Source organism: Vibrio harveyi (genome assembly GCF_030060435.1).
Taxonomy (GTDB): Bacteria; Pseudomonadota; Gammaproteobacteria; order Enterobacterales; family Vibrionaceae; genus Vibrio; species Vibrio harveyi.
In genome coordinates this window covers 364,051-377,831 of record NZ_CP125876.1, presented here as the reverse complement: position 1 = coordinate 377,831, position 13,781 = coordinate 364,051, and the positions used below count along the sequence as shown (strand labels likewise).

16 protein-coding genes are annotated in these 13,781 nt (G+C 46.0%); all 16 read left to right on the top strand.

Annotated elements, in window-relative coordinates; translation table 11 throughout:
* The first annotated feature begins 28 nt into the window (after positions 1–28).
* The gene (locus QMY49_RS18210) at positions 29–2,113 is read left to right on the top strand and encodes a TonB-dependent siderophore receptor (protein ID WP_253649439.1); all 2,085 of its coding nucleotides are present in this window, start codon (positions 29–31) and stop codon (positions 2,111–2,113) included.
* A 75-nt stretch (positions 2,114–2,188) separates the two neighbouring features.
* Positions 2,189–2,956 carry a DUF3450 domain-containing protein gene (locus QMY49_RS18205; RefSeq protein WP_005453251.1) on the top strand — a complete coding sequence of 256 codons (768 nt, stop codon included), beginning with the start codon at positions 2,189–2,191 and terminating at the stop codon, positions 2,954–2,956.
* Positions 2,957–4,324, top strand: a complete 1,368-nt coding sequence (locus tag QMY49_RS18200) for a MotA/TolQ/ExbB proton channel family protein (protein ID WP_009696843.1) — start codon at positions 2,957–2,959, stop codon at positions 4,322–4,324.
* Complete coding sequence (locus QMY49_RS18195) at positions 4,324–4,878, top strand: MotA/TolQ/ExbB proton channel family protein (RefSeq protein ID WP_283315886.1); 555 nt, start codon at positions 4,324–4,326, stop codon at positions 4,876–4,878. Before QMY49_RS18200 ends, QMY49_RS18195 begins: the two co-directional genes overlap by 1 nt.
* Positions 4,875–5,279, top strand: a complete 405-nt coding sequence (locus QMY49_RS18190; RefSeq protein ID WP_005453262.1) for an ExbD/TolR family protein — start codon at positions 4,875–4,877, stop codon at positions 5,277–5,279. The genes QMY49_RS18195 and QMY49_RS18190 overlap by 4 nt, the downstream gene beginning before the upstream one ends.
* Positions 5,279–5,899 carry an energy transducer TonB gene (locus QMY49_RS18185; protein WP_005453264.1) on the top strand — a complete coding sequence of 207 codons (621 nt, stop codon included), beginning with the start codon at positions 5,279–5,281 and terminating at the stop codon, positions 5,897–5,899. The genes QMY49_RS18190 and QMY49_RS18185 overlap by 1 nt, the downstream gene beginning before the upstream one ends.
* The gene (locus tag QMY49_RS18180; RefSeq protein ID WP_005453266.1) at positions 5,896–7,068 is read left to right on the top strand and encodes a tetratricopeptide repeat protein; all 1,173 of its coding nucleotides are present in this window, start codon (positions 5,896–5,898) and stop codon (positions 7,066–7,068) included. The genes QMY49_RS18185 and QMY49_RS18180 overlap by 4 nt, the downstream gene beginning before the upstream one ends.
* Positions 7,069–7,280: 212 nt before the next feature.
* Positions 7,281–8,126: a CPBP family intramembrane glutamic endopeptidase gene (locus tag QMY49_RS18175; RefSeq protein ID WP_009703273.1), complete on the top strand. Its 846-nt coding sequence runs from the start codon at positions 7,281–7,283 to the stop codon at positions 8,124–8,126.
* A gap of 136 nt (positions 8,127–8,262) precedes the next feature.
* Complete coding sequence (locus tag QMY49_RS18170) at positions 8,263–8,892, top strand: PepSY-associated TM helix domain-containing protein (protein WP_009696845.1); 630 nt, start codon at positions 8,263–8,265, stop codon at positions 8,890–8,892.
* Positions 8,893–8,917: 25 nt separating this feature from the next.
* A complete protein-coding gene (locus QMY49_RS18165; protein ID WP_009696846.1) occupies positions 8,918–9,457 on the top strand; it encodes a DUF2271 domain-containing protein in 540 nt (179 codons plus the stop codon).
* A 16-nt stretch (positions 9,458–9,473) separates the two neighbouring features.
* On the top strand, positions 9,474–10,304 hold the full coding sequence (locus QMY49_RS18160; protein WP_050908411.1) for a DUF4198 domain-containing protein: 831 nt from the start codon (positions 9,474–9,476) through the stop codon (positions 10,302–10,304).
* A gap of 44 nt (positions 10,305–10,348) precedes the next feature.
* A complete protein-coding gene (locus tag QMY49_RS18155; protein ID WP_283315880.1) occupies positions 10,349–10,669 on the top strand; it encodes a hypothetical protein in 321 nt (106 codons plus the stop codon).
* Positions 10,666–11,217, top strand: a complete 552-nt coding sequence (locus QMY49_RS18150) for a DUF6162 family protein (protein ID WP_283315877.1) — start codon at positions 10,666–10,668, stop codon at positions 11,215–11,217. Before QMY49_RS18155 ends, QMY49_RS18150 begins: the two co-directional genes overlap by 4 nt.
* A 24-nt stretch (positions 11,218–11,241) precedes the next feature.
* Complete coding sequence (locus tag QMY49_RS18145) at positions 11,242–12,165, top strand: metal ABC transporter solute-binding protein, Zn/Mn family (RefSeq protein ID WP_029789613.1); 924 nt, start codon at positions 11,242–11,244, stop codon at positions 12,163–12,165.
* Positions 12,165–12,890, top strand: a complete 726-nt coding sequence (locus QMY49_RS18140) for a metal ABC transporter ATP-binding protein (RefSeq protein WP_283315873.1) — start codon at positions 12,165–12,167, stop codon at positions 12,888–12,890. The genes QMY49_RS18145 and QMY49_RS18140 overlap by 1 nt, the downstream gene beginning before the upstream one ends.
* The gene (locus QMY49_RS18135) at positions 12,890–13,765 is read left to right on the top strand and encodes a metal ABC transporter permease (protein WP_283315871.1); all 876 of its coding nucleotides are present in this window, start codon (positions 12,890–12,892) and stop codon (positions 13,763–13,765) included. The genes QMY49_RS18140 and QMY49_RS18135 overlap by 1 nt, the downstream gene beginning before the upstream one ends.
* Positions 13,766–13,781 lie beyond the last annotated feature (16 nt).

Here is a 13,781-nt window from a genome sequence, read left to right as displayed (position 1 = left end):
GTAACCCAACATTTTGGAGTGAATGTGCATGTTTTCTAAAAGCCAACTGGCGTTAGTGATTGGAGCGGTGTTAGCAGCACCTGCAGTGGCGGAAGTTCAAAAAGCGGATGAGCACCTTGTTGTTGAAGGTCGCGAGTTTGGTTACAAAGCTGATACCAATACAACAGCAATGCGTATGGAAATGACGCAACTGGAGACCCCAGGACAAGTTGCTGTGATTGATGAAGCGGTTATTGATGAGCAGCGTGCAAGCACGTTAGGTGAAGTGCTAAAAAATGACGCGAGTGTTAGTGCCGGTGGTACGAGTCGTAACCGTGAGCGTTTCTCATTGCGCGGTTTTGAACTTAGCAGTTCTGACGGCTTTTTACGTGATGGTCGTCAGCACTGGTCACACTACCGTCAGCCAATTGAGCTTTTAGAGCGTGTAGAGATACTTAAAGGTCCATCAGGTCTACTTTACGGCAAATCTGAGCCAGGTGGTCTTGTGAACATGGTTTCTAAGAAGCCAACAACAGAAACACAAGTTAGCTTGAGCCAAGATATTGGTTCAAACGATCACTCACGCACTGTTTTAGATGTGAGTGGTGCACTGAATGAAGAAGAGACATTGCGTGCGCGCGCAATTCTTGCAAAAGAGAGTTACGGCTCTTGGCGTAAGTATGGTGATGGCACAGAGCCACAAACTGACCGAGTTGTCGGTGGTCTGGTTGTTGAATACGACATTACCGAAAACGTGATGGTTTCTGCTCATTATGACAGGACTAAAGATGAAGGCAGTGTGGATTCTGGTGCTTACATTGTAGACGGTAAGCCTGTGCTTGGAGACAAGTATATTTGGGATGCGCAATGGTCGAAGATTGATAACGATGTAGAAAACTACGGTATCGATATTAATGCGCAAGTCGCGGATAACGTAAACGTCAAAGCAGGATACAACCGTCAAGATTTCAAGCGTTTTGATGTGGAGTCTTACCCTAAGTTTGACGACTATGAAGAAAAAAATGTGATTAAGCACAAAGGGAATGATCGTTCAGACAATTGGGTGTTTGATACTGCGTATGTAGACGTTACGACTGACTTCTCTTTGCTTGATACTGATAACACACTTTTAATTGGTGCAAACTACCTAGATTACAGTTATGACCGCTTTATGGCATTCCACCAAGAGTCTAGTGTCCAGCCGGGTCAAACGGTGCCAAAGCCAGGGTATCGTAGCTCGAAAAAATGGCCGACTAGCGAGCATGATACATGGGGTATCTACGCGCAAAATATGATGACAATTAACGATTACTGGCAGGTACTTGCAGGTGTTCGCTACGATGAAAAGCGCAGCGATACATTAACTGAGAGCCAAGTATCACCAAAGCTAGGCGTTATCTTTCATCCTGCGAGTAATGGTTCAATCTATGTTCAGTACTCTGAAAGCTTCATGCCACAAGGTGCTGTGGCTGACTCTGACTTTACCAATGATGGAGAAGAACTAGAGGCTGAGCGTGGTATTTCTTATGAAGTGGGTACTAAGTGGGAATTGTTTGATGAGCGTTTATTCTTAACCGGTGCGCTGTTTGACATCACATTAGAAAATGTACGATTAGATATCGTCGATCCTAACGACTCAAAAAAACAGATTGCTACTCAAGATGGTGAACAAGTGCACCGAGGCGCTGAAATCTTAGCGCAAGGGTTTGTTACAGATAAGCTTTCGTTAACTGCTTCTGCAATGTACTTAGATGCAGAGATTACAGAAAGTGCAAAACTAAAAGGCAATCGCCCAGCTGATGTGCCTGAGCTTTCTGCAAGCGTCTGGTCTAGCTACAAGATCCAAGACAATACGAATGTAAACTTGGGCGTGATTTATGAGGGTGAGCGCTACGGTGACGCAGCGAACACGTTTAAGAAAGATGGGTATGCGCGTGTTGATATGGGCGTGGCGTACACACACAAGTATGATGAGAACTTAGATATTGTGGCCCGATTCAATGTTGAAAACGTGTTTGATACTGAATACCTAGCTGGTGGCGGTAGTACGAACCCGGACAACTATGATGGTGCAACAAATGTAGTGATAGGCGAAGGTCGAAACTACATGGCAACAATTCAGTTCAAGTACTGATAACAATATGATTTTTAAAGGGGAAGATTGGTCTTCCCCTTTAGTCGTTTTTAGAAAACAGAAAATATAACTCGTATGAATCTAATGAAATCAAGTATCGCTCTGTTGATCTCATCGGTTTTGATTCCCGTTCAAGCGGAAAATCTTAACGATGCACAAGCAGTGCAGAGTAAAACCAATCAAGCATCGGCTGTTAGCCAGAAGCGTATTGATGTAAGTGCAGAGAAATCTTTGACTCTTGAGGCTGAAATAGAGCAGTTACAAGAAGAAGTTGGCAACTTGAAGATTTATCGTGATCACCTATCTAGTTTGGTAGACAGTCAAAACGAAGAAGTGGCTAGTCTGAATGAGCAAATCGAACAAATCGCTCAGACTCGCCAAGGTGTCGTGCCACTGATGTACCACATGCTTGATGGTCTTAAGAGTATCGTCGCTAATGATAAACCGATCCGCAAGGCACAACGTGAAGAGCGTATTGCAAAGCTGGATGCAATGATGACTCGCGCAGACGTCGCAGATGCTGAGAAGTTCCGCCGTATTCTTGAGGCGTACCAAATTGAGATGGACTATGGCTCTAAGATTGGTGTTTACCAAGGCAAGATAGCATTAGATGGTAATGATCAAGTCGAAGCCGATATCCTTTACCTAGGTCGTGTTTCATTGGTTGCACGTAGCTTATCAGGTGAGCACTTCTGGAGCTGGTCACAGCAACAAAAAGAATGGCAAGCAGTGGGCACTGAGCAAAAAGCGGAACTAGACAAAGCGTTTGCGATGGCGAACAAACAGATTGCACCGAGTATGCTTACTCTGCCAGTGTCTCTTAACGTAGCGGAGGGCAAATAAATGATGAAAAAATGGCTATCGGTTGCGCTGATTTCTTCTGCTGCTCTTCTACCTCACACAACATTCGCTAGTGACGCATTATTGCAGAAAGCACAACAAGAAAATCGTCAACAGCAGTCGCACAATGTGGCTCGTGAATCTGGTTTTAAGAAAACGCAGCAAGAGTTGCAAGCGATGAAAAACCAGCTTGTTGCCGAGCGTGCAGCGTTGCAAGCTGAAGCGGACACCCTGAGTGTTACGTTCAGCGAAAACGAATCGCAGCTTGCCCAACTTGAAGAGAAACTTCGCCTAGAAACAGGCAGCTTAGGTGAGCTTTTTGGCGTAGTTCGTCAAAATGCAAAAGAATTGGAGTCGGAGCTTAAGTACTCTGTAACAGGTGTCGACGCTAACTCATACCAAAAAAACATTGATGATATCGTTGCAGCGAAATCACTGCCGACATTACCTCAACTGCGTGCAATGTGGCGCAGTATGGAAGAGCAAGTCAAAGCAAGTGGTGAGATGGCGAATGTGTCATTCACCTTGTTGGATGGTGAGGGCCGTGAGCAAAATGTTGATGGTGTCCGTCTAGGCTCAATGGCGTTGTTGGACAACGCAGGCTATGTGAAGTGGAATGGTCAGCGTGGTGATGCGGTGAATTATCTGCGTCAGCCTGAAAACGGTCCTACGGCAAGCACATTAAGCTCAGGAGACATTGACTCACTCGTGATTGACCCATCGCGTGGCATTCTCCTTGACCAGTTAGCAAATTCTCCAACCATGGCAGATCGCCTAAACGCAGGTGGCGTGGTGGGTAAGATCATCCTTGGTTTACTCGCTATTGGCTTGATCATCGCGCTGGTTCGTGGTGTGTCATTGATCATCGCTCGTCAAAAGATCGCGAAACAACTTAAGAGCCCAACTCAACCAGAGGATAACCCTCTAGGTCGAATTCTAGCGGTATACCAAAAGGATAAGCACCGTAGTGTTGAAGCGTTAGAGTTGCGTCTATTGGAAGCGGTAGTTGATGAACAAACTCACCTTGAGAAAGGCTTATCGATGCTTAAGCTGCTTGCCGCGCTAGCACCTATGCTGGGTCTGCTTGGTACGGTAACGGGTATGATCGAAACTTTCCAAGTTATCACTCAGTTTGGTAATGGCGATCCAAAAGTCATGGCGGGTGGTATCTCAATGGCACTTGTGACAACTGTCCTTGGTCTTGTGGCTGCGATGCCATTGCTTCTTGCTCATAACGTATTGAGCTCTCAAGCAGAGAACATTCGCAATATTTTAGAAAAACAAGGTATTGGTCTTGTGGCAGAGCAAGCTGAACGTGATATGCCAAAGGGTAAAAATGCCTCTAACACGGTAGCGGAGAACGCAGCGTAATGGAGCAGATCCTACTCAACACATTGGGTTTGATCAGTGAGGGTTGGGCCTCGACCTTGGCGAGCTTTATGCAGCAAGGTGGGCAGATCCTATGGTGGCTGGCTGCCGTTGTAGCGGTATGCTGGCTGCTGGTTATGGAGCGTGTTCTTTATCTGACAACGGAATTTCCGAAGGTGAAGAGACAGCTTTGTGAACAGTGGCTAGCAAGAGCAGACCACCACTCTTGGTACGCGCATCAAATCCGCGAAGGATGGATTGCAAAGGCACAAATTGAACTGCGCCAAAACCTATCAACCATCAAAGTGTTGGTTGCAATTTGCCCAATGCTAGGTTTGTTAGGCACGGTAACGGGCATGATCACGGTTTTTGACGTGATGGCGACACAAGGCAGTAGCAATCCGAAATTGATGGCTTCCGGTATTTCACTTGCAACACTACCTACAATGGCAGGTATGGTTGCAGCTCTTGCAGGTATGTTTGTACATGCTCGTTTAAGCAAAGTGTGTGAACGCAAAGCCCTCCAGTTAGAACAATCTTTAAGGAGTCAGAAGTGAGACTCGGACGTAGACCAAATCAACAAGATGAAGCCCAGATCGATTTAACCTCGATGCTGGATATCGTATTCATCATGTTGATCTTCTTCATTGTGACTAGCTCATTTGTACGTGAGTCAGGTGTAGAAGTTAATCGCCCACAAGCTTCCAATGTGGTCAGTCAAAAAGACGCAGGCATCTTTATCGCCGTGACGGCAGCAAATGATGTCTACATCGATAAACGTTTAGTGGATATTGAGCGTGTTGAAGCCACCATTGAGCACTTACTGCTGGAGCAACCAGACGCAGCGCTTGTAATTCAAGCGGATGAGCATGCTTACAATGGCACAGTTGTGAAAGTCATGGATGCCGCGAAAGGCGCTGGTGTGAAGAACATTGCTTTGGCGGCGGAGAAACCTTAATGAAAAGGCTATTACTCGCGCTACCCGTGTCAGTTTTGATTGCGGTGAGCTTGTTTAGCTTTATGGCGTGGATGGTCGATAAAGGCAATCAGCGAGCACCAAAGCCCTCTGAAGCGGTGCGCTTTGATATGGTTATGATCGAGAATGATGCGGATGTTCAGCGTCGTCAACGCTCGGTTCCTGAACAGCCAGAGCCACCAAAAGCGCCAGAGCCGATGGATTTGTCTCAGGCTCAAACGCAAGTTGAGCCGATGAGTCAAGTGACGCCAATCAGTGCATTGGGCTTGAACACTTCTCTTGATGGTATTGCTATTAGTGCTCCAAACTTGAAAGGCACTATGGGTAATCAGCAAGCGATCCCTTTGTATAGCCCAGAGCCACGCTATCCAAGTAAGGCACTGAAACGCAAAATCGAAGGTTACGTGATGCTACGTTTTACTATTGATGCTGCGGGGCGTCCAAAGGATATCGAAGTGCTTGATGCCAAGCCAAAACGTATGTTTGAGAAAGAAGCGATTCGAGCATTGAAGAAGTCGAAGTATCAGCCGAAGGTTGAAAACGGTGTCTCAATTGAGCAGTACGGGCAAACCCGAAAAGTGGAGTTCAATTTAGCCAAATGATGAAGAAATTCTTAATCGGTGCAGTATTGAGCCTATGCGCTTTTACGACGACTGCCAATGAACTGAGTCAATACACCGCGACTCGTGTTCAACGTGCGCATAATTTGGTTCAAGACGAAAAGTTGCAAGAAGCCATTTCAACGCTTGAAGCATTAGAGTTATCGCGCGGTTATGATCGTGCATTTGTCGCGCGTATGCTTGGGATTTTGTACTGGCAAAATGAGCAAGTGAAGTCGGCTATCAAGCAGCTAGAGATTGCGGTTAATAGCGGTCTCTTAGACGATGATCAAGCTTGGCAAACGCGCAAGATGTTAGCGGATATGTTGCTTAACGAGCAGCAGTTTTCAAAGGCATTACCTCATTACTACGACTTAAGTAAATCTGTTCCTGAAACTCAGAAGGCATATGAGATTTGGTTGCGTATCGCTCAGTCTCACTACCAGTTGAGTCAATGGAACAAAGTCTTGTCTGCGATGGGGCGCTATGAAAAGTTTGGTCAGCCAGATGAAATTGGTCCTTTGTCTATCAAGTTGTCAGCCGAACTTGAGCTGCAAAAATGGAAGCCAGCCATCGGTACGATTAAGCGTTTGATTGCGATTGAACCTGAGCGTGTGGAGTGGTGGCGTCAGCTAGCTGCGCTCTATCTTCGTGTTGATGATAACAAACGCGCTCTTGATGCATTGGCACTTGCAAAACTAAAGGGTGTCGCACTTAGTCAAGATGATTTACGACTTCTTGCTCAGTTATATGGTGCGCGTGGTATTCCAGAGCGCGCAGCTTTGGTGCTAGAAGAGGTGAAAGACATCAACTCAGACAGCAAGTTAAAAGCGCAGCAAGCGACATATTGGCAAATAGCAAAAGAGTGGGACAAATCGATTGAGAGTTGGCATGTCGCGGCTCAATTGGACAGAAAATATAACTGGAACTTGTCCCAGTTATTAGTGCAAGAAGGTCATTACAAAGAAGCGTTAGCGACGTTGGATAAAGTGACTGGTCGTAAGGCTGATGTGGCGCTGGTGAAAGCCCGAGCTTACTACAAGTTGAAACGCTTTGAGGATGCGCTTGCAAATGCGAAACGTGCCAATGAAATTAAGCCTTCGACTCAAGCTGAGAGTTGGGTGAAGTACCTAACGCAATTGCGCAAAGCCAAAGCAAGCCAGAATAGTTAATACGTATTTCATAGCATCGAAAGACCCGAGTCAGATCTCGGGTCTTTTTGTTTTTATAGAAGTGAGCAGGTTCGATTTCTTTTAATCGCTGCTGCGTCTACAAACTAAGTCATTCTCGTTGCAGCAAATATCTCGAGGTTACTTGGGGACAAGGTTATATTACAACTACCCAGCACTAAGACTGGACCGTCAGTTTTTATAAGGATAAATACATGATTCTTGATTCTGCCATTTTGATTTGGCTACCGCTTGTATTAGCAATTGGCGCGGCATTTGCTCGGCAACAAAGGGCAGCCTTCGCATTGCTTGGACTTACACTGCTAGGTGCATTTGTTTTTGATCGAATTGAGCTCATCGCGCTGATCAGTTCGTTGGTTGTTCTTGGAGTCTCATACCGGTTGCCGATGCTGGCATTGAATCCAAAGATGAAACCTATTTACTACCTAGGGTGGGGGATTGTCGTCCTTTGGTGTGTGATGCTTTTTGTCCATTTGATCCCTGGCTTTAATAATCTGCAAGTTCTCGACAAGGTATCCGCGGGACCACAGAGTGCGCCATTCTCAATGTATCTTAATCTGGACAAGCCACTTGCCTTCTTTGCTCTCCTTCTTGCTTATCCTATGCTGCTTAGCGGTGAGTCAAAAATAAGAATAAAACCTGCGCTGCTGGTGATGATACCCCTGCTTTCACTATTGCCAGTTGCCGTTATGCTTGGTGCTCTAAAACCGGAGTTTAATTTGCCGTCATGGTGGTGGCTGTTTGCTTTAAATAACCTCGTATTAACTTGTGTTGCAGAAGAGGCTTTATTCCGCGGGTTTATCCAGCAGTCATTATCTCGTCGTTTTGATTGGCGATTGGGTTTGGTGGTGGCGAGCATTTTGTTTGGTTTAGCTCATTTTGCAGGCGGTCCACTGTTGATGGTATTTGCTGGACTTGCAGGGATAGGGTACGGTCTTGTTTTCCACTTCACTGGGCGCCTATGGTGTGCTGTGTTAGCCCATTTTGTGTTCAACTTCTGTCACTTGGTTTTCTTTACTTACCCAATCTTAGCTCGATAAGATTTTCCTATAGGCTCTTGCCTCCATGTGCGGGAGCCTTTCTATTCTATCAAACGTAAACAATGTAAATTAAATGCCAATAAGAATGATTATCACCTAAATTAAGCCCTCATTTATTGGTGATGATTGTTTTTTTATGTTGCTCAAAAGCAAAGGCGTCCAAACTTGGGCTCGCCGTCTGCACATTTACGTTTCCATGGCTCTTTTATTGGTGACCTTGTTCTTTGCCTTAACGGGCATCACCTTGAACAGACCAACATTGTTTGAGCGCAGTGAGCCAATCATTCAACAACACACACTCACGATCCCTTCAAAGCAACTTTTTGCAACTGAAGGCAGCTTCCAACCCAATCGTTCGGCTCTATTGAACTTCCTAACTCAAGAAACCCATTTGCGTGGCACTCCGTCGGCTTTGGATGTTTATACCGAAATCGAAGATGGAGAGTTAGTGATTGGCGAGCTTTCTTTGGATTTTAAAGGTCCGGGTTATAACGCTACCGTTTTTGTCGATATGACCACGGGAGAGGCTGAAGTTGAAACAACGAATTACGGCATTGTCGCGCTACTGAATGATCTGCACAAAGGTCGCAATAGTGGCGATGCTTGGAAGTGGTTCATTGATATCACTGCATTATTGATGGTGTTCTTTGTTCTAACCGGAGTGTGTTTGCTACTACCAAAGAAAAAGACTTTAAGAACGTCGATGCAGTGGATGGCTTTTGGCACCTTGCTGTCGCTCGTTATTTATTTTGTTGCTGTGCCATAACAGCCTCTATTCAGAGAATTCCCCTATGTTAAACACAGACCGATTTTTGCGTCGCAACTCATTAAGCAAACTAACACTTATTGCTGCGCTGATGCCTCTTTCGCTTTTTGCTGCCCCCTTGCCTGATCGTGCCAAAGTCGATTTTGAATTCGAGTTGCCAAAAATTGATACATCAATGTACGCCCGTCCTTATGTTGCAGTATGGATTGAAGATGATAAGCGCAAGCCAGTGAAAACCATCCAGTTATGGGTTGGTAAAGATGAATGGCTAAAAGATCTTCGAAGCTGGTGGCGAAAGGTGGGTCGTTATGATCGCGAATTAGTGGACGCCGTGACGTCTGCTACTCGTCCCGCTGGTCAATACCGTTTTATTTGGGATGGCACCAATGATGAAGGTCTGCGACTCGAACAAGGTACTTACACGTTGCATGTTGAAGTGGTACGCGAGCACGGTGGACGGAATTATTTGCGACAAAAGATGCAACTAGCGGACAGCGAAGTTCGTTATCAAATCAAACCAACCCAAGAGACGGGCATGATTACCGTCAACTACCAAGTTAAGTAATAGAGAAGGAACAACGATGAAAACCAAAATGAAAGCGGTGGCACTAGCAAGTGTAATGGCGATGGGGCTAGCAACTGCAACAACAGCACAAGCGCACCCTCGTTGGGTTTTGCCTTCTCACTTTACAGTATCAAAAGAAGGTGGTGATTGGCTGACGTTTGATGTGACTGCCTCTCACGGTACGTTTGTTTTTGATAAACCAGCGGGCAGCGATCAAGCATTTGTGATCATGCCGGATGGTCGTTCGGAGCGTCCGAACTTTGTTGTTCGTGGTAAACGTCGTTCGATGTTTGATTTCTACTTTGAAGAAGAAGGCACACACAAGGTCGCGATCAACAACCAACCAAGCTACTACACCCAATACAAAGCGGGTCGCCGCGACACAGTTAAGTGGGCGCGAGCAAGTAAAGCTGATCGCGCAAGTGTTATTCCAGAAAAAGCACGTGATGTTGTTACGCAACTGAGCTATACCCGAGCGGAAAGTTACGTGACGGTGGGGATGCCGACAGAAAAAGCGCTGGAAATTGAAGGCAAGCTGCTAGAGATGAAACCGATCACTCACCCATCAGACATTATTGAAGGCGAAGCGGTGACTTTCCAATTCTTCTTTAATGGTGAGCCTCAACAAGGTGTCACAGCCGAAATTACTCGTGAAGGTACCCTTTACCGAAACCACCAAGAACAAATGGATGTCGTGAGTGATAAAGAAGGCAAAATTACGTTTACTCCAGAGGTGGCTGGTCGCTATTTGATGAAAGCCAACTATAAAGGTGAGCTGAAAAACGATCCTCTCGCAGATAAAGCCAGTGTGAATGTTCATCTAACGTTCGAAACGCAATTAAATTAATCAAGTTTAGGCTCAGTGCTCCACTGAGCCATTTTGGATACACCATGAAAAACAGCTCTATTCTTATCGCTTCCGCTCTTTCGGGCGGCTTACTGTCCTTTCAAGCTGCGGCGCACTTTCCATTAATGAGCTGCCATTTAGAACAAGACAAAGTCATCTGTGAAGCAGGTTACTCCGATGGTTCTAGCGCAGTGGACTATGACGTTGAAATGTACGATTACGATGACAACTTGATTGCCAAAGTAACCACTGACAAGCGCTCTATCGCTGAGTTCACTCATCCTCAAATGGATTTTTATCTTGTTTTCGACGCAGGGCATGAAAACCCAGTAGAAGTTGATGTGGTTGAGTTGAAAGAGAAATGATCACTCAGAAAATTCGACCGGATAATGGCAGTCGCGAAGGTAAATGGGTGGCATTAACCATCGCCGGCATTCTTGCGGTGTCTGCCGCCTTATTGCCCTATCATCAGACCGAAGTTGAGCACGCAAAAGCACTCGAGCATCAAGTGTTGATGACTGACCTTGGGCAAGAAGAATTGGCAATGGTTGCAGAGCTTAAACTTGCTCATGAGGAAATTCGTGATCTCCACATTGATGAGGGTAAGTGGCTTGAAGTCAGTGAACTTGAAACGTTTTGGCTCGCTCCATTTGTTAAAGACCAAAGTTGGCAGCGCAAAGGTTCTCATCAATGGCAGATGTTGGATGCAGGACTTTATCTTGGCTTGAGACAGGACGATGAAGGTTCAGCTTCGATGCTACTTGATAGCCGTCACGAACATGCTGATATCTGGTTTTCCACGGCTGTTTCTATCGATATCGAGGACTTAACTCAGCAAAGTCAACGAAAGCTAAGTGGTTGGCAACAAATCGTGTTAACGCCTTCTTCTCCTGCAAGCCCTCATAAGCATTAAGCAATAACCAACATGATAACAACTATGAAGACACGCTCTCTCTTACGTCGAATTCTAACGGCTAGTGCTTTACTGGTCGCTTCCGCTTCAAGTTTTGCCGAAACGCTCAACATTGGTATCACTTTGCAACCTTACTACAGCTATGTAAAAGCGGTGGTCGGTGATAAAGCCGAGATCATTCCTTTGGTCGATGCAGGGTTCAATCCTCATAACTATTTGCCCCAACCCAATGATCTTAAAAGATTGAATCAGATGGATGTGATTGTCGTCAATGGTATTGGGCATGATGATTTTGCTCTGAAAGTTATTCAAGCTGCGCAGCGCGACGATCTGGTGGTGATTGAGGCAAATAAGGAAGTTCCACTATTGCCTGCTATGGGGCAATCCGTTGGTAAAGGCGCAGTGAATCCACATACCTTTGTTGGACTATCCACCACGATTCAAAAGGTTTACACCATTGCCAGTGAGTTGAGCGAACTTGACCCAGAAAACGCAGCTTTTTATCGAAAAAATGCGCGAAAGTACGCAAAAACGTTTCGCCTTTTAAAGCGTGATGCGATGTTGTCTCTAGGGCAGCTAGATACAGCAGGTATGAAGGTCGCAACAACGCACAATGCTTATGGATACATTCTACAAGAGTTTGGCGTCGATGTAGCCGCGGTAATCGAACCTGCTCATGGCGTAGAGCCAAGCGCTAGTCAGTTGCAGGAAACCATCGAGAAGATCCGCCAATCTGGTATTGATGTTCTATTTTACGAGCTGAATATGCCAAATCGTTTTGTTGATACGATCGAAGAAGCGACGGGCGTGAAGCTATATCGCTTTTCTCACATGACGCACGGCGAATACGAAGCCGACAAAGTCGAGGTGGAGATGCGCGACAACGTAGCAACCTTAATAGAGGCGATGAAGTTTGTTGCAAGCAAGCATGAGCAGGAGAAAGCCTAATGCGAGGTCCTTCGATTTCTCTTGATAAAGTCTGCTTGCAGTACGGGGACAACCTTATTCTGCAAGACATTCAGACTTGCTTTGAAGCGGGTCAATGCCATGTGATTATGGGACCAAACGGCGGTGGCAAAACGTCATTATTACGTTCGGTTTTAGGACTTACGCCATTTTCGGGTGACATCTCGGTGCATTGGGTGGAGGCTGAGCAAGCCGGAAAAATTGGTTACGTACCACAAAAAGCCATGTTTGAAGCCAGCTTACCTTTGACGGTCATGGATTTTGTACTGCTTAACCAAACGCGTGTGCCTCTGTTTTGGCGCCGTAAAACCAAGCAAGCTCAACAGGCGTTAGCTCAATTAGAGCGTGTTGGTATGGCAACAAGAAGTGATCGTCGTATGGGACAACTATCTGGCGGTGAGCAACAGCGTGTTCTCTTCGCCCAAGCTCTACTCGATAATCCAAGCTTACTTGTTCTAGATGAACCGACAACGGGTATGGATGAGCAAGGGGTACGTTATCTAGAAGGTTTGATTCATGAAGTGGTAGCAGAAGGTAAAACCGTTCTTGCTGTCCATCATGACGTAACAGCGGTGCGCCGTTTGGATGCGCAGGTGCATGTTGTCAATCGTCAAATCGTCGCTTCGGGGCATCACTCTGAAGTATTGAGTCCTGAGCGTATTGAGTCTCTGTTTAGGCACTACACGGCAAAAGTGGAGGCGGCGTAATGGATTGGTTAAGACAATTTGCCCTCAACGGAGTAGAAGCCGGGTGGCTCAGTGACAGCTTCGCTTATGCGTTTATGGTTAACGCAATTGTTGCTGCCCTAATTCTTGGTCCGTTACTGGGCGGTTTGGGCACCTTGGTCATCGCGAAGCGTTTGGCGTTCTTTTCTGAAGCCGTTGGTCACGCAGCGCTGACTGGTATAGCGATCGGTGTGCTACTTGGTGAACCACCAGAAAATCCATTTATCGGGTTATTCAGCTTCTGCATGATTTTCGCGCTATTGCTGCATTTCGTGCGAAATCGAACCAACGTTCCCTACGATACACTCGTGGGTGTGTTCCTCGCACTTGCTTTGGCAGTCGGTGCTGCCCTGCTGATGTATGTGGCACGAAAGATCAATATTCATATGTTAGAGAACGTTTTGTTTGGCTCGATCCTGACGGTTACAGACGGAGACATTACGATTCTTGCGGTGAGCTGTTTGATCATTCTATTGTTACTGATTCCGACCTTTAACCGAATCTTACTGACTTGCATTAGCCCTGACATCGCGCGTGTTCGTGGATTCAACACCAGCTTTTATGACTACCTGTTCGTCATGATGATTACGCTCGTGACAATCGCAGCAGTGAAGATTATCGGTGCGGTTTTGGTTGGAGCGTTACTGCTTATTCCGGGGGCAACGGCACGCTTGCTCACTAAGCGAATGGGCAGTTTTGTTTTGCTTTCATCCTTATTGGCTACCGTTGCCTGCTTGGTTGGAACCGTTTTGCCAATGGAACTTGAATTGCCGGTACCGTCTGGCGCCTCAATTATTATTGTCTCTGCTGCGTTTTTCCTAACGGCAACGATCTACCGCATTGTGCGAAAAGCTTAAATCTGGATAACCAATT

Coding starts and splice junctions, on each gene's coding strand:
- QMY49_RS18210 (WP_253649439.1), top strand. CDS start 29: ATGTTTTCTAAAAGCCAACTGGCGTTAGTGATTGGAGCGGTGTTAGCA.
- QMY49_RS18205 (WP_005453251.1), top strand. CDS start 2,189: ATGAATCTAATGAAATCAAGTATCGCTCTGTTGATCTCATCGGTTTTG.
- QMY49_RS18200 (WP_009696843.1), top strand. CDS start 2,957: ATGATGAAAAAATGGCTATCGGTTGCGCTGATTTCTTCTGCTGCTCTT.
- QMY49_RS18195 (WP_283315886.1), top strand. CDS start 4,324: ATGGAGCAGATCCTACTCAACACATTGGGTTTGATCAGTGAGGGTTGG.
- QMY49_RS18185 (WP_005453264.1), top strand. CDS start 5,279: ATGAAAAGGCTATTACTCGCGCTACCCGTGTCAGTTTTGATTGCGGTG.
- QMY49_RS18180 (WP_005453266.1), top strand. CDS start 5,896: ATGATGAAGAAATTCTTAATCGGTGCAGTATTGAGCCTATGCGCTTTT.
- QMY49_RS18175 (WP_009703273.1), top strand. CDS start 7,281: ATGATTCTTGATTCTGCCATTTTGATTTGGCTACCGCTTGTATTAGCA.
- QMY49_RS18170 (WP_009696845.1), top strand. CDS start 8,263: ATGTTGCTCAAAAGCAAAGGCGTCCAAACTTGGGCTCGCCGTCTGCAC.
- QMY49_RS18165 (WP_009696846.1), top strand. CDS start 8,918: ATGTTAAACACAGACCGATTTTTGCGTCGCAACTCATTAAGCAAACTA.
- QMY49_RS18160 (WP_050908411.1), top strand. CDS start 9,474: ATGAAAACCAAAATGAAAGCGGTGGCACTAGCAAGTGTAATGGCGATG.
- QMY49_RS18155 (WP_283315880.1), top strand. CDS start 10,349: ATGAAAAACAGCTCTATTCTTATCGCTTCCGCTCTTTCGGGCGGCTTA.
- QMY49_RS18150 (WP_283315877.1), top strand. CDS start 10,666: ATGATCACTCAGAAAATTCGACCGGATAATGGCAGTCGCGAAGGTAAA.
- QMY49_RS18145 (WP_029789613.1), top strand. CDS start 11,242: ATGAAGACACGCTCTCTCTTACGTCGAATTCTAACGGCTAGTGCTTTA.
- QMY49_RS18140 (WP_283315873.1), top strand. CDS start 12,165: ATGCGAGGTCCTTCGATTTCTCTTGATAAAGTCTGCTTGCAGTACGGG.
- QMY49_RS18135 (WP_283315871.1), top strand. CDS start 12,890: ATGGATTGGTTAAGACAATTTGCCCTCAACGGAGTAGAAGCCGGGTGG.